At 73.3% G+C, this 25,826-nt stretch carries 23 protein-coding genes; 6 read left to right on the top strand and 17 right to left on the bottom strand.

Going from position 1 to position 25,826, the window contains the following annotated elements:
• Positions 1 to 110: 110 nt before the first annotated feature.
• Together ABD901_RS25775 and sigJ are read right to left on the bottom strand one after the other, a co-directional pair.
• Positions 111 to 2,258, bottom strand: coding sequence for an MMPL family transporter (locus ABD901_RS25775; RefSeq protein WP_345129903.1), 2,148 nt, complete (start codon positions 2,256 to 2,258; stop codon positions 111 to 113).
• A 17-nt stretch (positions 2,259 to 2,275) separates the two neighbouring features.
• Positions 2,276 to 3,160 carry an RNA polymerase sigma factor SigJ gene (gene sigJ / locus ABD901_RS25770; RefSeq protein ID WP_345129901.1) on the bottom strand — a complete coding sequence of 295 codons (885 nt, stop codon included), beginning with the start codon at positions 3,158 to 3,160 and terminating at the stop codon, positions 2,276 to 2,278.
• A gap of 173 nt (positions 3,161 to 3,333) precedes the next feature.
• On the opposite strand from sigJ, the gene ABD901_RS25765 reads away from it, so the two are divergent.
• The 3 genes from ABD901_RS25765 to ABD901_RS25755 are packed head-to-tail and all read left to right on the top strand — an operon-like array spanning position 3,334 to position 7,165.
• Positions 3,334 to 4,608, top strand: a complete 1,275-nt coding sequence (locus ABD901_RS25765) for a sensor histidine kinase (protein WP_345129900.1) — start codon at positions 3,334 to 3,336, stop codon at positions 4,606 to 4,608.
• Positions 4,593 to 5,255, top strand: coding sequence for a response regulator transcription factor (locus ABD901_RS25760; protein ID WP_345129898.1), 663 nt, complete (start codon positions 4,593 to 4,595; stop codon positions 5,253 to 5,255). Before ABD901_RS25765 ends, ABD901_RS25760 begins: the two co-directional genes overlap by 16 nt.
• A gap of 47 nt (positions 5,256 to 5,302) precedes the next feature.
• Positions 5,303 to 7,165: a M48 family metallopeptidase gene (locus tag ABD901_RS25755; protein ID WP_345129896.1), complete on the top strand. Its 1,863-nt coding sequence runs from the start codon at positions 5,303 to 5,305 to the stop codon at positions 7,163 to 7,165.
• 69 nt (positions 7,166 to 7,234) lie between these two features.
• Here ABD901_RS25755 and ABD901_RS25750 read toward each other — a convergent pair whose 3' ends face one another.
• The 5 genes from ABD901_RS25750 to ABD901_RS25730 are packed head-to-tail and all read right to left on the bottom strand — an operon-like array spanning position 7,235 to position 13,349.
• The gene (locus ABD901_RS25750; RefSeq protein WP_345129893.1) at positions 7,235 to 8,632 is read right to left on the bottom strand and encodes a cation:proton antiporter; all 1,398 of its coding nucleotides are present in this window, start codon (positions 8,630 to 8,632) and stop codon (positions 7,235 to 7,237) included.
• Complete coding sequence (gene ddaH / locus ABD901_RS25745; protein WP_345129891.1) at positions 8,625 to 9,440, bottom strand: dimethylargininase; 816 nt, start codon at positions 9,438 to 9,440, stop codon at positions 8,625 to 8,627. Before ddaH ends, ABD901_RS25750 begins: the two co-directional genes overlap by 8 nt.
• 20 nt (positions 9,441 to 9,460) lie before the next feature.
• The gene (locus tag ABD901_RS25740) at positions 9,461 to 10,702 is read right to left on the bottom strand and encodes an ATP-grasp domain-containing protein (protein WP_345129890.1); all 1,242 of its coding nucleotides are present in this window, start codon (positions 10,700 to 10,702) and stop codon (positions 9,461 to 9,463) included.
• Entirely contained in the window at positions 10,699 to 11,787 is a 1,089-nt protein-coding gene (locus tag ABD901_RS25735; RefSeq protein ID WP_345129889.1) for an NAD(P)/FAD-dependent oxidoreductase, read from the bottom strand. The genes ABD901_RS25740 and ABD901_RS25735 overlap by 4 nt, the downstream gene beginning before the upstream one ends.
• A 41-nt stretch (positions 11,788 to 11,828) precedes the next feature.
• Complete coding sequence (locus tag ABD901_RS25730; RefSeq protein ID WP_345129888.1) at positions 11,829 to 13,349, bottom strand: NB-ARC domain-containing protein; 1,521 nt, start codon at positions 13,347 to 13,349, stop codon at positions 11,829 to 11,831.
• 213 nt (positions 13,350 to 13,562) lie between these two features.
• On the opposite strand from ABD901_RS25730, the gene ABD901_RS25725 reads away from it, so the two are divergent.
• The 3 genes from ABD901_RS25725 to ABD901_RS25715 all read left to right on the top strand — a co-directional run bounded on the left by ABD901_RS25725 (position 13,563) and on the right by ABD901_RS25715 (position 15,199).
• A complete protein-coding gene (locus ABD901_RS25725; RefSeq protein WP_345129887.1) occupies positions 13,563 to 13,715 on the top strand; it encodes a hypothetical protein in 153 nt (50 codons plus the stop codon).
• Positions 13,716 to 14,182: 467 nt separating this feature from the next.
• Entirely contained in the window at positions 14,183 to 14,842 is a 660-nt protein-coding gene (locus ABD901_RS25720) for a hypothetical protein (protein ID WP_345129886.1), read from the top strand.
• A gap of 3 nt (positions 14,843 to 14,845) precedes the next feature.
• Positions 14,846 to 15,199 carry an MmcQ/YjbR family DNA-binding protein gene (locus ABD901_RS25715; protein WP_345129885.1) on the top strand — a complete coding sequence of 118 codons (354 nt, stop codon included), beginning with the start codon at positions 14,846 to 14,848 and terminating at the stop codon, positions 15,197 to 15,199.
• Here the strand turns inward: ABD901_RS25715 and ABD901_RS25710 are convergent.
• From ABD901_RS25710 to ABD901_RS25665, 10 genes are read right to left on the bottom strand one after another with little or no spacing between them, the layout of a single operon-like run.
• Positions 15,196 to 15,519: an avidin-fold protein gene (locus tag ABD901_RS25710; protein WP_345129884.1), complete on the bottom strand. Its 324-nt coding sequence runs from the start codon at positions 15,517 to 15,519 to the stop codon at positions 15,196 to 15,198. The two genes, ABD901_RS25715 and ABD901_RS25710, sit on opposite strands and share 4 nt — an antisense overlap.
• Positions 15,506 to 16,750 carry a glutamate synthase-related protein gene (locus ABD901_RS25705; protein ID WP_345129883.1) on the bottom strand — a complete coding sequence of 415 codons (1,245 nt, stop codon included), beginning with the start codon at positions 16,748 to 16,750 and terminating at the stop codon, positions 15,506 to 15,508. Before ABD901_RS25705 ends, ABD901_RS25710 begins: the two co-directional genes overlap by 14 nt.
• A complete protein-coding gene (locus ABD901_RS25700) occupies positions 16,747 to 17,751 on the bottom strand; it encodes an asparagine synthetase A (RefSeq protein WP_345129882.1) in 1,005 nt (334 codons plus the stop codon). Before ABD901_RS25700 ends, ABD901_RS25705 begins: the two co-directional genes overlap by 4 nt.
• Positions 17,748 to 19,049 (bottom strand): methylaspartate mutase, encoded by a 1,302-nt coding sequence (locus ABD901_RS25695; protein WP_345129881.1) that lies wholly within the window; start codon positions 19,047 to 19,049, stop codon positions 17,748 to 17,750. The genes ABD901_RS25700 and ABD901_RS25695 overlap by 4 nt, the downstream gene beginning before the upstream one ends.
• Positions 19,046 to 19,510 (bottom strand): cobalamin B12-binding domain-containing protein, encoded by a 465-nt coding sequence (locus ABD901_RS25690; RefSeq protein ID WP_345129880.1) that lies wholly within the window; start codon positions 19,508 to 19,510, stop codon positions 19,046 to 19,048. Before ABD901_RS25690 ends, ABD901_RS25695 begins: the two co-directional genes overlap by 4 nt.
• Complete coding sequence (locus ABD901_RS25685) at positions 19,507 to 20,778, bottom strand: ATP-grasp domain-containing protein (protein ID WP_345129879.1); 1,272 nt, start codon at positions 20,776 to 20,778, stop codon at positions 19,507 to 19,509. The genes ABD901_RS25690 and ABD901_RS25685 overlap by 4 nt, the downstream gene beginning before the upstream one ends.
• A complete protein-coding gene (locus ABD901_RS25680; protein ID WP_345129878.1) occupies positions 20,775 to 22,562 on the bottom strand; it encodes an ABC transporter substrate-binding protein in 1,788 nt (595 codons plus the stop codon). The genes ABD901_RS25685 and ABD901_RS25680 overlap by 4 nt, the downstream gene beginning before the upstream one ends.
• Before the next feature lie 14 nt (positions 22,563 to 22,576).
• Complete coding sequence (locus ABD901_RS25675; RefSeq protein ID WP_345129877.1) at positions 22,577 to 23,854, bottom strand: MFS transporter; 1,278 nt, start codon at positions 23,852 to 23,854, stop codon at positions 22,577 to 22,579.
• Positions 23,851 to 25,458, bottom strand: a complete 1,608-nt coding sequence (locus tag ABD901_RS25670; RefSeq protein WP_345129876.1) for a class I tRNA ligase family protein — start codon at positions 25,456 to 25,458, stop codon at positions 23,851 to 23,853. The genes ABD901_RS25675 and ABD901_RS25670 overlap by 4 nt, the downstream gene beginning before the upstream one ends.
• Positions 25,455 to 25,820, bottom strand: a complete 366-nt coding sequence (locus tag ABD901_RS25665) for a cupin domain-containing protein (RefSeq protein ID WP_345129875.1) — start codon at positions 25,818 to 25,820, stop codon at positions 25,455 to 25,457. The genes ABD901_RS25670 and ABD901_RS25665 overlap by 4 nt, the downstream gene beginning before the upstream one ends.
• Between the last annotated feature and the right edge of the window lie 6 nt (positions 25,821 to 25,826).

The following is a 25,826-nucleotide window of genomic DNA, read 5'->3' as shown; positions in this document are numbered from 1 at the left end:
ATCAACGCTACGCGGAGCGCCGGGGGTCGCATTCGTGTTCGCCGCTACTGGCGTCTGCGACCTGGCGATCGAGGAGCTGGCCCGCCGCCGGGGTCGCGCCGGACATTGGCTCACGCATCCTCCGCACTACCGACCACCGCGGGCAGCCGATCCGGGCGTGAGGCGAGGGCGACCGCGGGCCGGTCCTCGTCCCGGCGCCGGAAGAGCGCGGACGGCCACCACATCCAGCGCCCCACGTCGAGGGTCAGCGCGGTGACCAGCACCGAGCGCACCACGATCGTGTCCAGCAGCACGCCGAACGCCACCGCGAAGCCGAGCTCGGCGGCGAACACCAGCGGGAGCGAGCCCATCGCCGCGAACGTGCCGGCCAGCACCAGGCCCGCCGACGTGATCACGCCGCCGGTCGCGGACAGGCCGGTCAGCGCGCCGCGGCGGGTGCCGTGCCGCTGCGCCTCCTCGCGCACCCGGGTGACGAGGAAGATGTTGTAGTCGATGCCAAGGGCGACCAGGAACACGAACGCGAGCAGCGGGAACGAGGCCTCGGCGCCGGCGAAGCCGAAGACGTGCTCGAAGACCAGGGCGCTCACGCCGAGGGCCGCGCCGAAGGACAGCACCACGGTCGCCATCAGCAGCAGCGGCGCGACCAGCGCACGCAGCAGCAGGGCGAGGATGAGCAGCACCGCGACGAGCACGATCGGGATGATGACCCGGGAGTCGCGCTCGGCCGCCTGCTGCGTGTCGAGCAGCACCGCGGTGTTGCCGCCGACCTGCGCCTCGGCGCCCTCGATCCCGTGCAGCGCCGCCCTGGCCCGCTCGACGGTGCGCATCGCGGCGGTGCTGCTGGGGTCGTCGGCGAGCTCGCCGAGCAGCAGCGCCTGGCCGTCCCGCACCAGCGGGTCGGAGACGCCGGCGATGCCCGGCACGGCGGCGAGCGCGGCGCGCACCCGCTGCGCGGCGCCGGCGGAGCTCACGACGTACACGGGATCGCCCGAACCGGCCGGGAAGTGCCGCGCCTGGATCTCCTCGCCGACGACCGTCGGCGGCCGGTCGGTGAACTGCTCGCTGCTGGCCAGGCCGTCGGCGCGCAGGCCGAGCGCGCCGAGCGACAGGGCGGCCAGGGCGAGCGCGGTGCCGGCCCACACGGCCCGGGGCCGCGCGGCGACGGCGGCGCCGACCCGCGTCCACAGCCCGTCCCGCTTCGCCGTGCCCTCGTGCGCCTCCGCGGAGCCGTAGGCGGGGCGAACCGGCCAGAAGATCCAGCGGCCGCAGATGACGAGCAGGGCCGGCATGAGCGTGAGCATGGCGAGCAGGCCGACGATGATGCCGATCGCGCAGGCCGGCCCGAGGCCCTGGGTGGAGTTGAGGGAGGCCAGGCTCAGCAGCATCAGGGCCACGGCGACGGTCGCCGCGCTCGCGACGACCGCCGGACCGCAGCGGCGCAGGGCCTCGGCCATCGCCTCGTGACGGTCCTCGTGGCGGCGGAGCTCTTCGCGGTACCGCGACGTCAGCAGCAATGCATAGTCTGTCGCGGCGCCGAAGACGAGCACGGTCAGGATGAAGCTGGTCTGCTTGTTGACCACCAGGCCCGCGTGCCGCGCGAGCAGGTAGATCACCGCCTCGGCGGCCACCAGCGCCCCGCCCGCGCTCAGCAGCGGCAGCAGCGGCAGCGCCGGGCTGCGGTACGTCAGCAGCAGGATCGCGACCACCACCAGCGCGGTGATCGTGGTCAGCCCCCCGCCCGCACCGAACGCCTTGATCGAGTCGGACGCGAGCCCGGCTGGCCCGGTGACGTGGAACCCGACGCCGCCGGCGTCCGCGGTGCCGATGGCGGTGAGCGCGTCGACGGCCTTGCCGAGCCCTTCCCAGCCGTCCTGGCCCTTCCGCAGCTGTACCACGGTCTGGATCGCCTGCCCGTCCGCGGACGCCTGCGGCCCCTGCGGCTCGCCCACGACCTCCGGGATGCCCTTGAAGGCCTCGGCGTCGGCGCTGGCCTTGTCCAGGTCGGCCGGCGTGACGCCCGCGGGCCGGTCGTAGATGACGATCGCCGGCACGGTGTCGGCCGGCTGCAGGCGCTCGGCCCGCGCGACGACCTCGGTCGACTCCGCGTCGCCGGGCAGCCAGGCCGAGTTGTCGTTCTGCTCGACGCCGCCGAGCCGGCCCGCCAGCATCAGGGCCGGCACGAGCACCGCGACCCAGACGGCCACGACGATCCACTTGGTCACGCGGCCGCCGGGCAGCCTTGCGATGTTGCGCAGCATGGTCGGTTGTCCTGCCTTCAGTCGACGTTCGTGAGCTTGTCGGGGTTGGCGACGACGTAGATGCCGGTCACGTGGCGCCCGTCGGGCGCGAGGTCCAGCACCACCACGGCGTAGGCGGTGTCACCGGTGCGCAGCAGCGCCGACGGGTCGCCGTTCACGCTGCGGTACACGATGTCGAGACCCGGCCCGGGACGCGCCGCGATGCCGGCGATGAGGCGGGCGACCCGGTCGCGGCCCTGCATCGGCCGGGATCCCCCGGCGCCCTGCGAGCCGCCGTCGCCCCACAGGGTCACTTCCGGCGCCAGGAGCTCCATCAGTGCGTCGAGGTCCCCTCCGGTCGCGGCGGCCAGGAACCGCTCGGTCACCTCCTGGCGCACGCGCGGGTCGGGCTCGTACCGCGGCCGCCGCGCCTGCACGTGCTCGCGGGCGCGGTGGGCGACCTGCCGGATCGCCGGTGCGCTGCGCCCGAGGATCTCGCCGACCTCGGTGTGCGCGTAGCCGAACACCTCGTGGAGTACGAACACGGCCCGCTCCAGCGGCGTCAGCGTCTCCAGCACCACCAGCAGCGCCATCGACACCGACTCGGAGCGCTCCGCCGGGTCCTCGGCATCGCTGTGCAGGGGCCGCACGAGCGGCTCGGGCAGCCACGGCCCGACGTACGTCTCGCGGCGCCGGCTGACGGTGGCCTGCTGTGCGAGGGCCCGGTTCACCGCGATGCGCACCAGGTAGGCGCGCGGATGCTCGACCGGGCCCGCCTCCGGGTCGCGGCTGCGGTCCGCCCACGAAAGCCACGTCTCCTGCAGCACGTCCTCGGTGTCGGCGACGGTGCCGAGCATGTTGTACACGATGGAGAACAGCAGCTCGCGGTGCTCGCTGAACGCCTGCGTGGTCGGGTCGGACATCTTGGTGCCTCCTGTCGCGGTTCGCATCCTGAGAGCGATGGCATCGCCCGGAACGTGATGCGCTTGGCCGAAATGTGACTCGGGTCTCAGGGTGGGGCTGGACCCACCGCAGGCGGGGCGTAACGGGATACCTGGGCCGGTCCGGCGGGCAATAGCTTGGCAAAATGAACGCAATGAACATCCCGACGGGGCTGTACCGGTCCGCGGTGCTGGCGGCGCTCACCGCCCCACTGCCGGTCACCGGCATCGCCGTCGCGGTCTTCGGGGCCGGGTTCGTGCGCACCTGGTCGGAGCACCTGAGCGCGCCGCTGGTCGTGCGGGCGCTCGTCGGCGTCGGTGAGGCCCTCGTTGTCGTCATGTGGGTCGCCGCGGCGATGTGGATGGTGCACGTGCTCACCAGCCGGCCGCTCAGCCAGGCCGCGCGCCGGTTCGCCCGGCGGTGGCTCGGGCTGCACCTCGACGTCGAGTACGGCGCCGTGGCGCCCGTGGCGCGGATGGCGACCGGGTTCTGGTGGGACGGGCAGGAGTACCACCGCTCGGAGCGGGAGGCGCGCCGCCGGGCCAGGATGAACGCGCGCTTCCACGACCCGCAGGTGCACTGGGACGGGGTGTGGGCGCTCGCGGCCGGCTTCGGCGTGTGGCCGGTGGCGCTGCTGCCGTGGCTCGCGCTCGCCGGCGGGGCCTACCTCGCGGTGACGCCGGGCCTCGCCGCCTACGGCGCGGTCGCGATCGCGGCCGGGCTCGCCGCCGCGCCGTTCGCCTGGCGGGTGTTCGGGCCGCTCGCCCGCCGGCTGCTCGGGCCCAACCAGCGCCGGCGGGTGGCGGAGCTGGAGGCGCTGCGGGCCGACATGACCCAGACGCAGGCGGCCGAGCTGGAGCGCATCGAGCGCGGGCTGCACGACGGCGCGCAGGCGCGGCTCGTCGCGATGGGGCTGTCGATGCAGGCCGCCGAGCGGCTCCTCGAGGCCGACCCGGCCACCGCCAAGGAGATCCTCGTCGAGGCTCGGGCCTCCTCCGTGGCGGCGCTGGCTGAGCTGCGCTCGCTGGTGCGCGGGATCAACCCGCCGGTGCTCGCCGAGCGCGGCCTCGTCGACGCCGTGCGGGCCCTGGCGCTGGACGCGCCGGTCGAGGTCGACGTGCGCAGCGCCGTGGCGGGGCGGGCCGAGCGGCCGGTCGAGGCGGCGGTGTACTTCGCCGTCTCCGAGCTGCTGGCCAACGTGGCCAAGCACGCGCACGCCCGCCGGGCCACGGTCGAGCTCGAGCACACCGGCGGCACGCTCACCGCGGTCGTCGCCGACGACGGCAGCGGCGGGGCGAGCGCCGGCGGCGGCACCGGGCTGCGCGGCATCGAGCGGCGCCTGGCGGCCCTCGGCGGCCGGCTCGACATCGACAGCCCGTCCGGCGGGCCGACCCGGATCACGGTGGCGGTGCCGTGCGCGTTGTCATAGCCGAGGACCTGTTCCTGCTGCGCGACGGGCTGGTGCGCCTCGTACAGGCCTACGGGCACACCGTCGTCGCGGCGGTCGGCACCGGGCCGGAGACGCTCGAGGCGCTCCTGGGCCACGCACCCGACGTGGCGATCGTCGACGTGCGGCTGCCGCCGACCTTCTCCGACGAGGGCCTGCAGGCCGCGCTCGCCGCACGGCAGCAGCGGCCGGGACTGCCCGTGCTCATCCTGTCGCAGCACGTGGAGCAGCTGTACGCCCGAGACCTGCTCGCCGACGGCCACGGCGGCGTCGGCTACCAGCTCAAGGACCGCGTCCTGGACGCCGATCAGTTCATGGACGCCCTCGACCGCGTCGCCGGCGGCGGCACCGCCCTCGACCCGGCCGTGATCGCGAAGCTGCTCGGCCGGCCCGCGCACGCCGACCCGCTCGCCACGCTGACCGAGCGCGAGCGCTCGGTGCTCGCGCTCATGGCCGAGGGCCTGTCCAACGCCGCGATCGCCGGCCGCCTGTACCTCAGCGAGGGAGCGATCAGCAAGTACACCACGACGATCTTCGCCAAGCTCGGCCTCGCCGCCGACGACGGGGACACCAACCGCCGCGTCCGGGCCGTGCTGACCTACCTGCACGGGACAGACAGGGCGACCTGAGCTGCGCATAATGTGGTCCACTCACACTCACGAGGGACCTGACATCTATGAAGACGACGATCCGCGCGGCGATCTCCGTCGCGCTGCTCGCCGGGTTCTACCTGCTGGCGATCGTGCTGATCGCCCTCCTCGGCTGGCTGACCATCTGGCTGTGGCAGGAGTTTCCCGGCGTGGCCGCCGGCAAGTTCAGCTACGTGACCCTCGCCATCGCGGGCGGCCTGCTTGTCGCGTTCTGGAAGATCATCCGAGCCAAGCCCGGCGAGCCGGAGGGCCTGCCGCTGCCGCCGCACGAGGCGCGCGGCCTGTGGGACACCGCGCACGACCTCGCGCACCGGGTCGGCACCCGCGCCCCCGACGAGATCCGGCTCATCCCCGACGTCAACGCCGCCGTTGCCGAGCACACCTCGCTGCTGGGCCTCGCCGGCGGCCGTCGCATCATGTACGTCGGCCTGCCGCTGCTGCAGGCCTTCACCGTCGACCAGCTGCGCTCCGTCCTGGCGCACGAGCTGGGCCACTACTCCGGCAGCCACACCAAGCTCGGCGCCCTCGCCCACCGCGGCCGGATGGCGATCGTGCAGACCATCGTGCAGATCGGCCCCACCACGATCGTCGGCGGCATCTTCCAGCTCTATGCGCGCCTCTACGTCCTGGTCGAGCAGGCCGTGAGCCGCCGCATGGAGTACGAGGCCGACGAGTTCTCGGTGCGCATCGCCGGCCGCTCCGCCGCGGTGAGCGCCATGCGCGACCTCCCCGTCGTCGACGCCGCGTGGAACTTCTTCGTCGGCCGGTACGTCACGATCGGCTGGGAGGCCAAGCTCGCCCCGCGCGACGTCTTCGGCGGCTTCACGATGCTGCTGAACGGCCGCCAGGGCGAGCTCGCCGAGCTGCGCGACAGCGCACCGCCGGCCGAGAAGTCCAAGTGGGACTCCCACCCGCCGATCGCCGACCGCATCCGCGCGATGGAGGCCATGCCGGACTCCGGCGCCGCCTCCGACGACCGTCCGGCCCTGACCCTGCTGGCCGACCCGGCCGCGCTCTCGATGCGCCTGCAGCAGCACGCCCTCGCCATCGAGGGCAAGACCCTGCTGCCCTGGGAGGAGCTGACCGACGCCGGCATCGCCGTGGGCGCCCAGCGCGGCGCCGACTCCCTGTTCCGCGCGGCCGCCCGCCTGGCCGGCGCTCCCGCCGGCGACCTGGCCCTCGTCCTGCACCTGGTCGAGCAGGGCCGCGCCGACGAGCTCGCCCGCGCCGTCGAGCCGCACGGCGACCGCGAGGAGCGCCAGTCGGGCCTCACGGAGCGCATCGGCGCCGCGATCGCCCTGGCCGCCCGCGCCGGCGGCGTCGGCCGCTGGCGGCACTCCTGGAGCTCCGGCGCCCGCTTCTCCCGCCCCGACGGCACCGAGATCCCGATCCGCGAGGTCGCCCGCCTGGCGGCCGCGCCCGACTCGGTCCCCGCGGCCCGCGAGCGCCTGACCGAGCTCGGCATCAACCTGTCCGCGGTGCGCCAGCAGTCCACGCGGGCCAGCGCCGACGGCTCCGAGGTCCTGGGCGGCCTGGCCAACCTGCACGCACCGGGCAAGCTGTACTTCGACCTGTTCATCCTGAACAACGGCCTGATGCTGATGCCCGGCCCGAAGGACACCAGCGGCGGCCGCGACCGCCTGGTGCGCGTGATGCGCTCGGCCCCGGTCCACGAGCTCGCGAAGCGCTACCGCTTCGTGCCGTTCGAGGACATCCGCACGGCCGCGATCCACAAGCAGACCCCGATCAAGCTGACCATCACCCTGCACAGCGGCGAGACCCTGGACCTGTCCGAGCCCTGGAGCGGCGAGTCCATCTCGTCGAAGGACCGCGACCTGCTCCGCGACGCGTTGCGCCCGTTCATCACCGAGCACCAGCCTTCGGCCTGACCCCGACGCCGACCGGAAGAAGGCGGCGGCCACATCCACCCGGGGCGTGGCCGCCGCCTTTTGCCGCGCTCAGGCGGGTGCGCGGCGCAGGCGCGCCACGAGGGACAGGCCGGGGCCGGTGGCGATCGTCGAGACCAGCGTCATGATGACGAGCATCGAGAAGACCGTCGGGCTGATCACGCCCAGCTGCAGGCCGATGTTCAGCACGACCAGCTCGGTCAGGCCGCGGCAGTTCATCAGCGCGCCCAGCGACAGGGACTCCCGCCAGTCGGTGCCCGTCAAACGGGCCGCGACCGCGGTGCCGCCCCACTTGCTCAGCACCGCCACCGCGACGATCAGGGCGCACCACGCCCACCGGCGGGCGTCGGTGCCGATGAGGCCGAAGCGGGTGTGCAGGCCGGTGTACACGAAGAACAGCGGGAGCAGCAGCGTGACCGTCACGCTCTGCATGCGGTGCGACGCCTCGGTCACCGAAGGGAGCGCGCGCGGGGCGATCACGCCGAAGAGGAAGGCGCCGAAGATCGGGTGGATGCCGATCTCGTTCGTGGCCAGGGCGCTGAGCATGACGCCGCCCAGGAGGATCGGCAGGGTCGCCGCCGGGGTGAGGCCGCTCAGCAGGCGGGCCAGCAGCGGGCGGACGGCGAAGACCATTGCCGCCACGAAAGCCAGCGTCAGGGCGATCGTGACGATCACCGCCGACGGGTCGCCGTTGCGGGCGAGCGCCGTCACCACGGTCAGCACGCACCACGCCACCACGTCGCCGATCGCGGCGCACGTCAGGGCGAGGGCGCCCAGCGGGGTCTCGGTCAGGCCGCGGTCGGCGAGGATCCGGGCCAGCACCGGGAATGCCGTCACGCTCATGGCCACCGCCAGGAAGAGGCCGAAGGGGACGAAGCCGACGCCCTCGCCGAACGACGGGTACATGCCGAGGGCCAGGGCGATCCCGCACAGCGCCGGCAGGGCGAGGTTGACCTGGCTGACGGTCGCCGCCACGAGGCCGCGGCGGCGTACCGAGTCCAGGTTCATCTCGGTGCCGACCAGGTACATGAAGAAGATCAGGCCGAGCTGCGCGAGCGTGTTGACGGCGGTCACCACCGCGGGCGGGAACAGCCAGGCGAAGCCGGCCGGCCACAGCAGGCCCAGCAGCGACGGGCCCAGCAGCACGCCGGCCACGATCTCGCCGATGACCTCGGGCTGGCCGGCGCGCCGGGCCAGGCGGCCGGCCAGGTAACACGCGGCGAGGACGACCGGCAGGGCGACGAGCAGCCTGGCGAACGGGTCGGCGGCCGAGGCCGGGGCCGCGGACGCCGGCGAGTCGCCGCCGTCCGGGCCGAGGCCGAGCAGCGGGACGATCAGCGCCAGCGGTACGACCACGAGCACCAGGCCGACCAGGACGGCGCGCAGGGCCGGCCGAGGGCGCTGCGGCGAGTCCCGGACGGCGTCTGCGGCCACGCCGGTGTCAAGCATGGCGCAGCTCCAGGGTGCAGCACTTCACGCTGCCGCCCGCCTTCAGCAGCTCGGACACGTCGGCGCCGATCGGCTCGAAGTCCCGCTCGCGCAGCTGGGCGATGAGGCCGGTCGCGGCCTGGGGCAGGACCACGTGCCGGCCGTCGGAGACGGCGTTGAGGCCGAACGCGGCGGCGTCCTCGTCCGAGGCCGTGATCGCATCGGGGTACAGCGAGCGCAGCACCTCGAGGCTCTCGGGCGCGAAGGCCGGCGGGTAGTACATGACCTCGTCGGCGTCGAGAACCGCCAGGGCGGTGTCGAGGTGGTAGTACCGCGGGTCGACGAGCGTCAGGCCGGTGACGGGCACGCCGAAGTACGCGGCGGACTCGTCGTGGGCGCGCGGGTTGGTGCGGAAGCCGGTGCCGGCCAGCAGGCGCCCGCCGGCGACCAGGTAGTCGCCCTCGCCCTCGTTCACCCACTGCGCCTGGCGGACCTCGGCGTAGCCGCCGCGCGCGGCGAACCAGTCGAGGTACGCGGCGGCCTCGGCGGTGCGCTGGGTGTAGCGGAACCGCGCGACGAGGACGCGGCCGTCGAGCACCGTTGCGCCGTTGGCGGCGAAGACCATGTCGGGCAGGCCCGGGCGCGGATCGAGCAGCTCCACCCGGTGGCCGAGGTCGGCGTACAGGTCGTGCAGCCAGCCCCACTGGGCGATGGCGAGCTCGGTCGACGTCGGCTTGCCGGGGTCCATCCAGGGGTTGATCGAGTACTCGACGTCGAAGTAGGTGGGCCGGACCATCAGGTAGTGCCGCGGCGTTGCGGTGCGAAGCAACGGAAACCTCCAAGGAAAGATCAGGAAAGCTGGACTTCGACCTTGCCGGCCAGGTCGGTGGCGGTGTGCATGGCGTCGTCGAGCGACGTGCCGGTCGCGCCGATGCCGCCGATGATGTTGTTGCCGTGCGGCGGGCGGCGGATGACGTCGCCGGGGCGGGCCATGATCTTGAGGTAGAACAGCGACGGGGCCTCGGCGACCTCGGGCGGCACGCCGACCGACTCGACGGTGCCGGCCGCGCTGATGATGCACATCGCTGCGGTGTGCACCTCGGTCGGCGTGAAGTGCCGCACGTCAGGCTTCTCCCCGCGGGCCACGTCCATGACGGCGCGGATCGGGTCGTAGCCGGCCGATAGGCGGGCCATGTGGTCCAGGCCGCCGCCGCCGGGGCGCACCGCGATCTCGAGCAGGAACGGACGGCCCTCGTGGAAGCGCACCTCGGCGTGCAGGGCGCTGCGGCGCAGGCCCTGTGCGCGCACGCCGGCCGCGACGACCGCGTGGACGTCGGCGACCTGCTGCGGCGTCAAAGCGGTGGGCGCGTGGTGGACGTCGTCGTCGAACGTGTCGCCCTCGATGGTGACCCGGTCGACGATCGAGCCGAGGTACACCTCGTCGTCCCACACGAGCGCCTCGATGAGGTGCTCGTGACCGTCCAGGAAGGACTCCACGAGCAGGCCGTGCGGGCCGAGGTCGAGACCCTCGGCCTCCATCGTGTACCACGACATGCCCGCGATCCCCTCCTGCGCCTGGGCGTAGCGGGTGCGCAGCTGCTCGGCGTCGTCGATGCGAAAGACGAAGTTGCTCGCTGCGCCGAGGGTCGGCTTGAGGATGACCGGGTAGCCGAACTCCTCGGCGGCGCGCAGCGCCGCGTCGACGTCGGGCACGTGGCGGAAGCCGGGGTGCGCCGCGCCGCCGCGCTCGTGCGCCCGGCGCATGAGCAGCTTGTTGCGGCTGGTGACGGCGGCCTCCACGCCGATGCTGGGCAGGCCGAGCGCGGCGGCGACGGCGGCGACCGCGACGACGCCGGACTCGGAGAACGTCAGCACGCCGTCGAAGCGCTCCTGCTCGTGCCACGCGCGGGCGTGGCGGACGAGCTCGTCGATGTGCGTGCTGCCGGCGACGCGGTAGCGCCCGGCCGGCCACAGGTCGTCCGTGCCGACGCCGTTGAGGACGTAGAGGTCCCCGCCGAAGTCGGTGATCTGGCGGTACCGCGACTGGTAGTAGTAGCCGTTCTGGGTGGCCTCGATGGCGAGCAGTTTCATGACACACCTCGCAGTGTGGTCGGGCGGGCCGCGCCGGTCAGGCGTGCGGCGAGGGACTGTGCGATGAGCGGGGCGAACTTGAACGACGAGCCGCCGCAGGCGGCGTGTGCCAGCACGCGCTCGCCGATGGCCACGGTGAGCGGGCCGCCGGTCGGCGCGTGCGTGAGGTAGTAGGAGTCACGGGCCTCGAGGACCCAGTCCTCGGACAGTCCCGCGATGGCGGGTGCGTGCAGGTCGAGCAGGCGGCGACGCCACCGCGGCGACGTCTCCTGACCGTCCATGGTGGACACAACGCGGCCGGCGCTGGACGCGCTGAGCTTCAGCGGGGTGCCGGCGACCGGCACCACCAGCCACGCGCCGCCGCCGATGCCCAGCGACGGCACGGTCGGCATGGCGGACCAGGCCGCCGCGTCGGCGTCGGGCACGCGGCAGTGCAGCTGGCTCTGCCGGTGCAGCACGAGCTCGGCGGCCAGGGCGGGCGGCAGCAGCGGGCGGGACCAGGCGCCGGCGGCCACGAGCACCGCGTCCCCGTGCAGCCGGGTGTTGTCGGCGAGGTGCACGGCGGTACCGCGCACCGCGACGACCCGCCGGCGCGGCAGGAGCTCGGCGAGCGGGTGCGCGCGCAGCCAGTCCGCGCACGCGTGCAGCGCCCGGTCGGCCAGGACGATGGCGGCGCCGGGCTCGACGACGGCGCTCGCCCCGTCCGGGAACCGCAGGTGCGGGAAGCCTTCCGCGAGGGCGCGCGGCCCGAGGACCCGCGACGGGGCGCCGGCGCCGGCGAGGGTCGCCTGGGCGCGCAGCAGGTCGGCGTCGGGCAGCACGGTCAGTGCGCCGGTGCGTTCGAGGAACGCGGCGCCGAGGCGGCCCTGCAGTCCCGCCCACAGCCCGACGGCACGTGCGCCGGCCGCCGTGGCCGCGGGATCGTCGAGGTGCAGGGCCCGCACCACGCGCTGCCGGTCGTAGGACGCGGCCGCGGGGTGCGGGATGTCACCGTGGTCGACGACGGTCACCTCGTGCCCGGCCGCGACGCATTCGACGGCGCTGAGCAGGGCGATGACCCCGCCGCCGACCATGACGATCCGCACCGCACGCCTCCCGCCGTCGCTTGCGAGGAGGCCCGGGACGGTTATGCCGTCTCGCCGGTCCGTTCCATCGCGCCGAACGCCCGCTGCGTTCTCGGCTCATTCAAGGGGCGGGCCGCGTTGACCGGAAGCATTGGCGGTACCGAACAATCAACGCCCGGCGCCTCGCGCTGTGCGCGGCGGTCGCGCAGCGGCGAACCGAGCTGCGCGGCCTCGTGGCGCACGTGTTCGGCGAACACACCGACCAATGTGGACACTCGGTAGCGACCCGCGACCGAGGCGCGGGTCAGCAGGCCCGCGTCGACGAGGGACTCGAGCGCGTCGTCGGCCTCGTCGACGCGCACGCCGAGTGACGCGGCGAGCGCGACCGCGGTCGTCCAGCCGGCGCCGCCGATGCCGAGCTCGTGCACCGCCTGCCGGCCGGCCGTCGACAGCCGCTCGTAGGCGGCGCTGAAGCGGTCCCGCACGTTGACGTCGCCGACGCAGAGGCTGTCGATGAGCCGGTCGCGGTCGGCGAGCATCCCGGCGGTGTGCGCCAGCGCCCACTCCGGGCGGGCGGCGATCTTGCGGCCGACGATGTTGATCGCGAGCGGCAGGTCGCCGCAGATCTCGGCGACGGCGGACGCGGCGGCGTACTCCGACTCGACCCGCTCGGCGCCGACGATCCGGCCGACCAGCTCGAGGGACTCGTGGCGGGCGAAGGCGTCGAGGTCGACGCGGTGCGCGTCGTCGAGGCCGAGCAGGCGCGCCCGGCTGGTGAGCACGACCTGGCTGTGCGCGGCCCGGGCGAGCAGGGGCCGCACCTGGCCCTCGTCGGTGACGTTCTCCAGCAGCACGAAGAGGCGGCGCTGGGCCAGCAGCGAGCGGTACATGCCGATGCGCTGGATCGGGTCGTCGGGCACGAGCGGCGCCGGCACGCCGAGCGCTCGCAGGAAGCCCCGCATGATCTGGTACGTCGAGTGCGTCCCCGGTTCGCAGTTGCCCATGTCGGCGTACAACTGCCCGTCGGGGAACTCCGAGGACACGACGTCGGCCAGCCGCAGCGCGAACGCGGTCTTGCCGACGCCGATCGGGCCGCTGACCATCAGCGGCAGGCGCACGGGGCCCGGCCGCCCGACGAGCATCGCGGCGTTGGCGAGGGCCTGACCGCGCCCGACGAACGTGCTCGAGCCCATGGGTAACTGGGCCGGCCGCGCCAGGTTGGACATCACGCGCGACAGCGGCCACGGGTCGGCCGCGTCCACCTCGGGCGGTGGCTCCTCGCGCGGCTCGGGCACCGCGGCCGTCCCGCCGGCGGCCCCCGCCTCGCCGGCGACGCTGCGCCAGCGCCGCTCCCACGCGGCGCGGTCGCCCCCGCAGGCGGCCACGAACGCGAGGGTCACGGGTAGGGTCGGCAGCCGATGGCCGCTGGCCGCGGTCGAGAGCACGGACGGCGCGAACAGGGCCGTGCGGGCGAGCTCGCGATAGCTGGGGTTGCCGGCCCGTCGTCGTAACGCCCGCAGGTCCCGCGCGAACTCGGTGATCGGCCCGCCGGTTCCGTCCAGCGGGCGCTCCGGCCTACCCATCTCGTCGCCCTCCGGCCGGGGCGGCGGTGCTCGGGTCGAGCGCTGCGAGGTATGCGGCTTGTGGTCGCATGCTGGCCTCCTGTCGTCGACGTCGTGCTCAGTGCGGGGGTCCGCCCGCGCCGGGCACGGTGCTGTGCGCGGCGTCGCCACGGCCCGCCACAGTCATTCGGACACGAACGACTGTCCGTGGCTACGGCCCCGGGTTATCGGTTCATGAACGAACAGTTGCGCCGCGACAACCGCCGGGGCGGCGCGCAGCGCAATGCCTGGGTCATCCCCGTCGGCGAGCGCCTCCACAACGCCGCGGAAATGTCGTCCGATACGGCGGCCGGCAAGGCGCACCGGATTTCGATCAGACTCGGGTGAACATAGATGAAGATCATCGCCAGCGAAAGGGGTGAGTCGGGATGTAGCACTTCCGCACGCATCGGCAACCCCGCCGGACCATCCGATCAAACATCATTCCCGGTGTAGTTCGTCAATACGACGAACATCGATGGAATCCCGGGATCGTCGTGACGCGGACCACAGTCGGCGTTCGCACATATGTACTGCTGAGCTGCTAGAAGGCCGGTTCAGCGGGCGCGGCGGCAGGGGCGTTCGCCCGGTCCGGCGGTTACCCGGCGGCGGGGCCCGGGCGGGTCGATTGATCGGGCCACTGACCGAATTCGATCATCCACCGGCGCCGGCAAAAAAGTTGCCAGCATCCCAAAACCGGCGCCGAAAGGTGGGATCGGTCAATTATCCTCGAACGATCGCGTATCGCGTCATTATGGGTACCCAGCGTTGCCGGGTTGTTGCGGACCGGTCACATCGCGCTAGGATTCGGACCCGTGCCCATCGACGCGCCCAGCCTGGCCGACCTCCAGCGGACCGCGATGATCTTCAATGGCTTCCCCAACGTGGACCGCAGCTGGCACCGGCTGGTCGAGCAGACCGCGCCGGCGGTCGATCTGGACCGGGCCGAGCACCGCGCGCTCCTGCTGCGCTGGCTGAACTCCTGGGGCTGCCGCATCCGCTACCCGCGCGAGGGCGAGCCCGCCCCCTTCGACGACGGCGTCGCCGCCTGGTGGCGGCGATGGGGGCCCGAGCTGCCGGCGGCGGCCCTGGCCGCGCTCGCCGACGAGGAGATCACCCGGCTCGGCGACGCCTACGCGGGACTCGTCGCGGTCGAGGTGTCGGCCGGTCCGGTGCGGCGCACCCTGGGCCCGACCGCCGCCGCGAAGGCCCTTTACGCTCTGCGACCGAACGCGATCATGCCCTGGGACGCCGCGATCGCGGCCGCCCTGCACGGCGGCCGCGACGGCCCGGCATTCGCCGCGCACCAGCGGCTCGGCCGGCAGTGGGCGGCGGCGGTGCTGGCCGAGGCGGGGGTCGAGGAGCGGCGCCTGGCCGCCCTCGTCGGCCGCCCGCGGATCTCGCTGGCGAAAATCCTCGACGAATACCTCTACGTGAGCGTCACGATGTCCGCCGCCGTATCGCGGGAAGGGTAATGCATGGCCGTCACCGTCGATGATGTCCGCAGAATCGCATTGTCGCTACCCCGCGCATACGAGGCGCTGGTGCGCGACCGGGTCAAATTCCGGGTCGGGCAGCTGGTGTTCCTGTCATTGTCGCCGGACGAGACGGAGATGGGATTCGGATATCCCAAGGAGGGCCGCAACGCGCTGATCGCGAGCGAGCCCGACAAGTTCCACCTGCCGATCCCGTCCGACATGCGCTACAACTGGGTGCGCGTCTGGCTCGCGGCCCTGGAGCTCGACGAGCTCGAGGAGCTCATCGTGGAGTCGTGGCGCATGTCGGTGCCGAAACGGGTCTACGCCGAGTACGTCGGCGAACAGGTGCCTTAGCCCGCCACCTCCTCGATGCTCGAGGTGCCGCTGGCGGCGTTGGCGCCGAAGCGCTCCCACCGCTCGTTGAGCCGGATGCGCCCGTCGGGCAGGAACTCCGGGGTGTTCACGCTGTGGCCGGAGACCACCCTGCCGTCGGTGAGCACCATGCAGTAGGCGAACGAGACGGTGCCGTCCGGCGCGCACAGGCCCGCCAGGGAGCCCCGCCGCACGTCGCCGCCGCTCCACTCCGACCACACCACCTCCCCGCTCTGGCGATAGGTCGCCACGGGCGCGTCCGGCGCGTGCCCCTTGAACCGCCGTCCGTCATAGTCGATCACGGTCACTCCCCTCGCTCGGCCACCACAGGTCCTCGGCGCCCAGGTCGGGCACCGCGTACTTGCCCAACGCGCTCATGAGCAGCCGCAGCTCCAGCTCGAGGCAGCGCACCAGCCGCACCAGGCCCTCGGCGGCGTCCTCGTCCGCGGCCAGCAGCGCCGCCCGGCCGAGCCCGACGGCGGTGGCGCCCATCGCCAGGCACTTCAGCGCCCGGCCGCCTTCCCAGACCCGCCCGGACGCCAGCAGCGTCGCCTCGTGCTTGTCGATGCGGCGAAGGCAATCGGCCAGCGGCAGCCCGACCTGGCCGAGGAACACCGGCGGCGCCCACCCGGTGCCGCCCTCCGCGCCGTCGACCGTGACCGCGTCGGCGCCGGCCGCCCAGGCGATCTCCGCCGCCTGGCCGACGTCGCGGCCGGGGTGCAGCTTCACCCAGGTGCGGGCGCGCGGGTAGTTGTTGCGCATCAGGTGGACCTGCTGGCGCAGGATCTCCTCGGTGAACGTGCCCGGGCTGCTGCTGCGCAGCACGGTCGGAGCGCCCGCGCCGAACGCGTCGTCGACGAGGAACTGGCCCGCGACCGAGGCGGCGGCCGCGCGGGGCAGCACCGTCATGCCGCCGAGTCCCGGCTTGGCGCCCTGCCCCACCTTCAGCTCGAACGCGAGCCGCCCGGTGTTGAGCAGCTCGGTCGCCACCGGGTCGCTGTAGACGAGATTCCACACCTCGGCGTCGGCGTCCTCGGTGCTCTGCTGCACCACCACCCCGCCGAGGCCGTCGGGGACGGCGGCGGCGTAGGCGCGGATGCGGCTGAGGAGGCCGGCGTCGCGGTACCCGTGCATGGGCACCACGTTCTCGCCGATCACCATCGGGATGCCGAGCCGGCCGGCCTGCTCGCTCACCGCCCGCCCCAGGTCGCCGGCCCCCGCCACCTGGGTCGAGCCGAACGCGCAGACGAACAGCGGCAGCGGCGAGGCGAACCCGCCCACCGCCGCGGTCATATCGACGTCGCCGTACAGGGGCTCGCGCCCGAGCTCGTAGAGCTTCTCCAGGCGCAGCGGCACGAACACCGGCGGTACGACCCGCGCCCGGTCCAGCTCGTCGCCGCCCCCGGCCGCCGGCTCGGCACCGTAGAGGCGCCTGCCGTAGCCGTCAAGGGCCGGAAACACCGAAGCGGTACCGTCGCGGGCCCGCCGGCGGATCGAGTCCTCCGGCAGGCCGTCAGCGGACAGTGCGCTCATGGCGCCAGGACCCCGGGCAGCTTCGGGTACGCCGTGGCCTGCCACACCGTCTCCAGCCCGCCCAGGTAGCGGGTCACCCGCTCGATGCCCAGCCCGAAACCGGCGCTGGCCGGCAGCCCGCCGTCGCGGGCGAGCTCCAGGTACCACGCGTACTTCGACGGGTTCTCCCCCGACTCGCGCATCCGCTCGATGAGCCGCCGGTACTCGTGCGTGCGCTCCCCGCCGCTGGCCAGCTCCCCGAAGCCGTCGGCCGCGATGAGGTCGAAGTTGCGCAGCACGCCGGGCTCGGTGCGCGACTCGCCGTCGGTGAAGCCGCGCGAGCCCTTCGGGTAGTCGGTGATGAAGAAGGGCCGGTCGGTCTGCTCGGAGATGAGCTTCTCGCCCTGCCAGTCGATCTCGGCGTCGGCGCTCTGGCCGTGCAGCAGCCCCTGCAGCCGCCGCACCGCCTCGGTGTGGGTCATCCGCTCGAAGTCGTCGCGCAGCAGCGCCGCGAAGGCGCCGGGGTCGCGGCCGAGCGCGGCGAGCTCGCCGGTGCACTCGCGCAGCACGTGGGCGACGATGTGGCGCATCAGGCCCTGCAGCAGCGCCAGCACGTCGTCGCGGGTCGCGTCGCGCATCTCGACGTCGAGCTGGTGGAACTCGACCAGGTGCCGGCCGGTCGTCGCGGTCTCCAGCGGCTCCAGCCGCACGTTCGGCGCCAGGTAGAAGATGCGGTCGAAGGCGAGCAGCGACGCCTGCTTGTAGAGGATCACGCTGGTCATCAGCTTGTAGCGGTGGCCGTAGAAGTCGACGTCGAGCTGCTTCGCGCCGCGCACGCCGGGGTCGGTCACCGGGCCGAGCATGGGCGGCAGCAGCTCCACGAAGCCGTTGGCGGCCAGGAACTCGCGGCTGGCGATGGCGATCGCGTTCTGCAGGCGCAGCGCCGCGTGGGTCACCGGCGAGAGCAGGTGCTCCCGCGTGCCGGGCGGCAGGGGCGCTTTCATCACGGGGGCGACGGTCATGTGAGGCTCCTCGGTGAGTGTTCGAGAGTTGCTGCTCCATCGAATGCGCCGTCGAACTTGCGCTCGACGAAGCGCAGCGCGTCCAGCAGGCCGGCGGCGGTCATGCGCGCCGCGGCGGGCAGCTCGACCAGGCCGCCGAGCGGCAGCGCGCCGATGCGCTCCCACTCCAGCCGCCCGGCGGGGTCCAGGTAGCCGCGCGCCCGCCCGGCGTTGTCCGGGTGCAGGCAGAACGGCACGTCGAGGTACCCGCTGGCGAACGCGGCGACCAGCGCGCGGCCCACGTCGGCGTCCAGCGTCAGCACGTTGTCAACCAGGGCCTTGGCCTGCCGGTAGATGCCGGTGTCGGCGACCGGGGCACGCCGCGCGACGCCGCGGGCCGCGCGAGCCGCGAGCTCCAGCGCGGCGACGTTCTCCCCGACGGTCGGGATGCGGTGCGCCTCGGCCGTGGTCTTGACGATCAGGCGGGCCGCGCCGCTGCGCGCCGCGATGCGGGCCGACTCGGCCAGCAGCCGCCGGGCGCCGGCGGGGGTGCGCGGATAGACGCCCATGTAGGTGTACACCACGATGTGCGTGCGGGCGTCGGGCACGTGCCGGCGGACCAGCTCCCCCAGCGCGGTCACCGCCTCCTCGTCCTGCCCGGCGTGGGTCTGCTGCGCGTAGCTGAACGAGATGCACCGGATGCCGTGCTGGCGGAAGAACAGGCCCTCCAGCACGCTCAGCGCCACCAGCATCGCCGGCGGGCAGAGCTGGCCCATCATGCAGCCGCCGAACGTCTCCAGGTGCGGCTCGACCTCGCCGGTGCGGGCGGCGGCGAGCATCTCGCAGCAGTGCCGCCAGTGATCGACGGCGACGGCGAGGGGCATGCGGCTGTACGGCAGGCAGTACGACACCGGCCCGCCCTCCGTGGCGTGCAGCCCGCAGTCCAGCAGGGTCCGCACGATCCGGCGCGGGTCGGCGGAGCCGTGGCGCACCTGGACCGGGAAGCGCGGGCTCATGACGCCGTCGAGCATCGCCGCGGTCACCGCCGCGCCCCGGTCCACCAGCGGGTAGCCGTTGAGGTCGGCCCCGGCGGCCAGGGCCCGCCGGACCGCCTCGTGGTCGCCGAGGCGGGTGTAGCTGTCCAGCGTGATGGTGCCGACGGTGGTGGCCGCGGCGTCGCGGGTGGCGAGCAGCCCCTGACGCATGAGGGCCGGGTCGGCGAAGCCCATCCGCGGCTGCACGACGAGCTCGCCGGCGGCCCGGCGGGCGGCGACGACCTCGCCGAACGAGGCGGCCGCCCGCACGACCGCGGTCGTCACGGCGCCCCGATCGCCGCGCCCGCGCGGGCCGGCAGGGCCCGCACGAACGACCGGAACGAGGTCAGGCCGGCGCCGTCGTCGAAGACCGCGTCGAACCCGGCGGCCAGCAGGGCGGCGGCGGTGCTGCCCGCACCGCCGCCCACCACGTCGAGCTTGCCGCCGATCACCACCGGCGTGGCGACCAGCTCGGGCCGGTCGCGCAGCGCCTCGATCAGCCGCAGCCCCTCCTGCCCGCCGTGCCCGTTGACGCTGCTGACGACGAGCAGGTCGGGGCGGCGCAGCCGGCACTCGCGCAGGATCGTCTCGTCCGGCGTGCACGCGCCCAGGTTCGTCACCCGGCACCCCAGCTCCTCCAGCAGCAGCTGGAGGTACACCAGGTTCCACGTGTGCGCGTCGGACGACACGGTCGTGACGATCACCTCGAGGCGCCGCCCGGCGTCGACGACAAGCTCGGCATTCACTGGGCCGCGACCGCCATCCGGGCCGGCGAGACCGTGTCGATGCGGATGAGCGCCGCGGCCGCCTCGGCCAGGCGCAGCGCCTCGGCCGGGTCGCCCGCGGTCACCATGACGTCGCCGACGCGGTCCCAGGAGCTGCGCAGCCCCCCGAACGTGTCGCCGGCGGCGACGGACACGTCGCAGGCGAAGACGCCGGGCGCGCCGGCCGCCTCCTCGACGCCCTGGACGCGGTCCACGACGCCCGCCTCGATCGACAGGAACCACACCGCGGCGCCGCCCTCGGCCCGCGCCGGCAGCGGCACCGTCGGCGCCTCGCCCCGCATCACCGCGAAGTAGGCGCGGTTGAGCTCCACCGGGTAGGCCCGCTGGATCAGCTCGATGATGCCGTCGCCGGCGAAGCGGCCCGCGCACTCGACGAGGAACGGCACGCCGTCCTCGACGATCCACTCGCAGTGCACGATGCCGTCGCGGAACCCGGCCGCCCGGATCACCCGGCCGGTCTCCCCGACCAGCCTGGCGGCCAGCCCCGACGGGATGTCGGCCGGCACGACGTGCGCGAGCTCCACCGGCCGGGGCCCGGGGAAGAGCCGCTTGCCGGTGACGTTGGCGAACAGCGCGCCGCCGTCCTGCACCAGCATCTCCACGCTGAACTCCGGGCCCTCGACGCACCGCTCGACGAGCATCCGCAGCTCCATCGGCCGGTCCGGCACGAAGATCCCCTCGTCCTGCTCGGTGCACTCGGCCCAGGCCCGCTCGACCTCGGCCGGGTGGTGCAGCACCTGCGTGCCGACCGCGGCCTGCCGGTTGGCGGGCTTGAGCACGACCGGGCCAGGGTGGCGGGTCATGAAGGCCAGCACGTCGTCCGGGCCGTGCGCGGTGGCCGACTCCGGGTTGGCGATCCCGGCGGCCCCGGCGACCTGGCGCAGCAGCGCCTTGTCCCGCAGGATCTGCGCGGCGCCGTAGCCGGAGCCGGGCAGCCCGTAGCGCTCGGCGAGGCGGGCCGCGAACGGGGTCGCGTACTCCACCAGCGGCACGATCGCCGCCGGCTCGAGGCCGCGGTGGGCGTTGTAGAACTCGTCGGCCTTGCCGGCGAGGTGGAACTCCCACTCGATGAGCTCGCGCACCAGCGGCGAGCCGGCGATCTTGTCGCGCACCTGGCGCTTGCGCACGACGTCGGGCTCCTCGACGAAGATGACCGACCCGGGCGGCTGGAGCTGCGCCAGCGACGGCAGTGCCGCGCCGACGAAGCCGACGAGGACCAGCGGTCTCACGACGCCTCCTCCTGCACGTAGTACCAGTTCTCGGGGTTGATCAGCCCGTACGGGTTGACCGGGGTGAAGCCGCGCAGGTTCGCCGCGACCTCGAACAGCCGCCGCGGGAAGTTCGGCGTGAGCAGCACCGGGGCCTGCTCGGCGATGTACTCCTGGTAGGCGTGCAGCTCGGCCAGGTCGTCGCTGAGCACGGTGCGCTCGATGAGCTCGTCGGCCCGCGCGTCCTGATAGTTGCTGAAGTTGCAGCTCGCCCCGCTCTGGAACAGGTTCTCGCCGGTCGGGTAGTTGTAGACCCAGCCGCCGTTCCAGCACGACAGCTCCCACGTGCGCGGGTACTGCTCGGTCGGCCCGCCGGGACCGTCCTCGGCGACGAGGACGGAGGCGAAGACCTCCTGCGGGCGCAGCTCGATGCCCGCCTTCTCCGCGTCGGCGACGAACTGGCCCATGAGCCTGGTGAGCGCGGGCCGGCCCTCGATGTACCGAAGCGAAAGGCTCATCTTCGTGCCGGCCCGAATGCCCTCGCCCGCCTCGCCAAGCCCGGTGCCGGGCCGCACGCAGACCGCGGGCGAGACGCTGACGTCCCAGCCGTTGTCGGCGAGCAGCTGCCGCGCCCGTTCGGGGTCGAACGGCCAGCGGCCGGCGCCGCCGGACAGGCTCGGCGCGAGCAGCTCGCTCTTCGGCAGCACCGGCACCGGACCGGTCTGCGCCCAGCCGTAGCCCTGGTAGATCTCGCGGGAGCCGTACTCCTGGTCCATGCAGCTCTGCAGGGCCTGTCGGACGTAGGGCTGGCGGATCAGGTGCCCGCCGATGCCGGCGTTGAGGAAGTTCAGGGCCATGAAGTGGATCGTGTACAGCACCTGCGGGACCAGCTCGTAATGCGGCGCGAGCGGGTTGGGCCCGCCGACCGTCGGGTCGCCCGACGGCTGCCGGCCCAGGCCCATCGGCAGGAAGCCGACCTGGATCGCGCCCGGGCCTTCCGGGCCCTGGCGCAGCAGCTCGTACTCCTGCTCGTCCGTGATGATCGGGACCTGGCGGAACTCGTCGAGCTGCGCCGGGTTGGGGCCGCTGTAGTGCTCGTTGGGCACGAACGTGACGGCGCCCTCCGCGGTGAACTCCCGCAGCCGCCACGGGCCGTTGACGACGCTCCAGATCGGACTGTCGGGCCACGCCATGCGGTGGCGGTTGTCCTCGGCCGTCGGGTCGCCGTTCTGCTCCATCAGGTACTCGAAGACGGCCTCGGCCTGCTCCGGGTCGTGCGTGGCGTCGGCCGGCCCGTCGGCGGTGCGGTCCCACGCCTTCGGCATCGGGTTGATCATCGTGAGCTGGTTGAGCAGGACCCAGTTGCGCGAGTACGCCCGGTCGAAGGTGAAGCTGACGGCGTCCTCGGCGACCTTGGCGAAGGACACCAGGTTGTCGGGGAAGTACCCCTTGACGTAGGCGCCGAAGCGCGGGCCCTTGCGCTGCAGCATGTGCATCCAGAACATCACGTTGTCGGCGCACACCGTCTCGCCGTTGGACCACTTCCACGGCTTGATGCGCACGGTGCAGGTGCGCCCGTCGGCGTCCCAGACCGGCTCCTCGCCGAGGCTCAGGTCCCAGTCGATGCCGGTACCGCCGTCGCGGCCCAGCCAGTACAGCGGCCGGTACATGAGCATCTGGAACTCGTACAGGCTGCGCATGCCGTAGCGCTCGGGCGGGGTGAACGGGAAGATGACGGCCGGCGGGAAGCCGGGCAGGCACGCCCAGGTGGCCACGCCGCCCCGCTGCTTGACGAGCTGCTGCATGTTCTCGCCCTCCCTTACGCGGCGGTGGCTTCAAGGACCTCGGGCGCCCGCTGCAGCCGCGCCAGCGGCCGGGCGAGGCTCAGGTACGTGCCCACCGCGATGCCGACGACGAGCACGACCAGGCCCCAGAACGCCCACGGCACCCCGTAGCGGTCGGCGACCGAGGACAGCCCGACGGTCGCGGCGATGCCCAGCGCCAGCCCGAACGCCTGCGCGCCGCCGAAGACGCGGCCCACGCGGTCCTCGGGGCTCGCCCGCATGAGCAGCGTGCGCGCGGCGATGCGGCCGTTGGCGAAGCAGAACGCGGCGACCGGGATGACGGCCATCAGCACGGCGTAGTGCGTCGGCTCGAAGGCGACCATCGTCATGCAGCCGACGGTGCCGAGCACCGCCAGGCGCAGGCCGCTGATGTGCTGCGAGATCCAGCCGTAGCAGGCCGCGCCCGCGATGAACCCGGCGCCGGCCAGCGCGTCGACGACGCCGATCATCCAGGCGCCCTGGTGGAACGTCTCCAGGATCAGCGCCGTCAGGATCGTGTTGCTCACCATGAGGTTGGCGTTGCCGCTGGTGAACAGCAGCGCCAGCCGCTTGATCGGCGGCCGCTCGCCGGACTCGCGACGCGCCGGCGCGGCGGACTCGGCGGCCGTTTCGGGCTCCGGATTCGGTACCGCAGCGGGCTTCGGCCCGCACAGCCAGGTCAGCAGCCCCGAGGCGATGAAGGTGGCCGAGTTGAACACGAACAGCGGCGTCGGCCCGAACCACACCACCAGGAACCCGGCGGTCGAGGAGGCCAGCAGCATGCCGGTGTTGGTGGCGACCTCGAAGTGGCTGTTGAACCTGCCCAGCCGCGCATCCAGGACGCGCTCCTTGACGAAGGCGTTGCTCGCCGGCATGAACAGCGCGGCCGAGACGGCCAGCAGCAGGTTGGCCAGGTACGAGCCGAGGCTCGTCGGCCCGCCGAACCACAGCCAGAGCGGCAGCGCGAACGCGGTCACGGCGCTGACGAGGTCGGCGACGACCGACAGCCGGCGCCGGTCGACCCGGTCGACGAGCTTGCCGAACAGGAACGCGAGCGCGACCTGCGGGATCGACACGGCGATGAACAGCCAGCCGACGGACAGCGTGGTGTTCTCCGCGCGGAACACGAGGATGGCCGCGGCGGTGATCTGGAAGGCGTTGCCGGCGGTGGTGAGGAAGCCGGCGGGGATCAGCAGCCGCTCGGCGCGCCGGGAGCGCCGCTCGGCGCCGGGGTCCGACGCCGTGGCGGGGTCGAGGGTGGCGTGCGTGGTCACGTCGTGCTCCAGGAGTCGAGAGGCGGCACGGCGAAGGCCGTGGTCTGCTGATCGGTGAACGCGTCGGCGGTCATCCGCGGCGCGAACCCGCCGGCCGTGCCCGCCCGCGCGGCGAGGTCGACGAGGATCGGCGACATGCAGCCGACGAGCGCGCGCAGCTCGAGGAAGAGCTCGCCGAGCGGCGCGTCGAGCGCGACGTCCTCGGCCTCGGCCAGCCGCGCGGCGGTGGCCCGCAGGCGCTCGACGTGCTGGACGATCAGGTCCGCGGCCCGGGTCAGGCTGAAGCTGTCCAGCTCGAAGCACTGCCCGAAGCGCTCGCACATGATGGCCGCGCGGGCGCGGGCGTCGGCGGAGACGGGCAGCGGCCGGGTGTCGCCGCCGACCTCGGCGGTGAGCTTCGCCAACGTCGCGGCGAGCTCGTTCCACGGGTTGACGAGCCGCTCCATGGCGATCTTGTCCAGCACGGCGCGGCTGAAGTTGGTGCGGGCGTGCTCGGGCGCGGACAGGTTGAGGTAGAAGCGGGCGATATCGCGGGGCACCTCGGCGACGAGGTCGCGCGCCCACACCACGTGGCCCTTGCTGGTCGAGAACTTCTCGTTGTCCAGCTCGTAGAACTCGTTCGTGAGGATCGTGCTGGGCAGCACGTAACGGCCCTCGTGGGCCATCAGCTCGGCGACGTGCACCAGGGCCCAGATGAACAGGTTGTCGAAGCCGACGAAGAAGACCAGCTCGGCGTCGTGCTCGGCGCGCCACGGGTCGTCGCCGGTCGGCGTGTCGATGCCCATCTCGCGCTGGGCGAAGGCGCTGCAGTACATCGAGGCCGGCATGCCCTCGGTCCAGGCGTTGATGGTCTGCCCCGGCGTCTCCGGGAACGGCGCCGGCATGCCCCAGTCGACCGGGTAGGTGATCGGGTAGTCGGGCAGCGGCTTGGCCAGCAGCTCGCGCATCAGCGTGACCAGGTGCGGCCGCCACGTCGAGGCCTTCTCGGCGTGGAAGGCGGTGAGCCGCTCGCGGTACTCCTCCAACGGGAACACCAGGATCTCGGCCTCGCGGTAGGTCACCGGGTCGGACGGGTCGAGGATCGACCAGGGGTTGATCAGCCCGTCGAAGTCGATCCAGTGCCCGCAGGTCTCGCAGATGCCGCCGCGGCTGTCGGCCAGGCAGGTCGGGCAGTCGCCGCCGACGAGCCCCTCGACGAGGAACCGGCCGGTGGCCTCGCTGTAGGGCAGCCGGACCGTGCGCAGCTTGAACTTGCCGCCCGCGTGCAGGCGGTTGACGTAGTCGTAGACGGTGGCGCGGTAGCCGTCGTCGGTCGGCGCGAAGCCGTCCACGGCGACGCCCATCGCCTCGAACGTGCCCTTGATGAGGCCCCAGCAGCGGGTGGTGAGCTCCTCGGGCGTCGTGCCGAGGCGCTTGGCGGTGGTGACGCAGTACGTCTGGCTGTCATCGCCGCCGGAGGCATAGACGACGTCGCGGCCGACCGCCCGCAGGTAGCGGGCGTGCACGTCCGCGGCGACGTAGGGGCCGGCGACGTGGCCGACGTGCAGGTCGCCGTTGGTGGTCGGCGGCCCGCCGATGATGATCTCGCGGCGCACGGCGGTCACGCCTGCTGCTCGTGGCGGCCGACGAAGCGCTCGGACATCTCGGCGTCCCACCACACGCAGTACATCTCGAACTGCGCCGAGCTCTCGTTGAGCACGCGGTGCGCGGTGTGCGGCGGGAAGTGCACGATGTCGCCGGCGCGGAACTCGCGCCGCTCGCCCTGCGAGTCCAGCACGGCCTCGCCGGAGACGGCGATGAAGATCTCGTACTCGTGGTGGGCGTGCATGCCGGTGGCGCCGCCGGGCTCCACCACGCACCAGGACCCCTCGAACGGGGCGTTCAGCGCCGGCCACGGCACCAGCCGCTGGGCGTCCGCGCCGTTCTCGCGCTTCATCGTGTCGCGCTGCAACTGCCGAATCTCCATGATGGA

The sequence above is a fragment of the Dactylosporangium darangshiense genome, assembly GCF_039537565.1.
Taxonomy (GTDB): domain Bacteria; phylum Actinomycetota; class Actinomycetes; order Mycobacteriales; family Micromonosporaceae; genus Dactylosporangium; species Dactylosporangium darangshiense.
The sequence above is the reverse complement of the archived record's forward strand: the minus strand, read 5'-3'. Positions and strand labels throughout refer to the sequence as shown.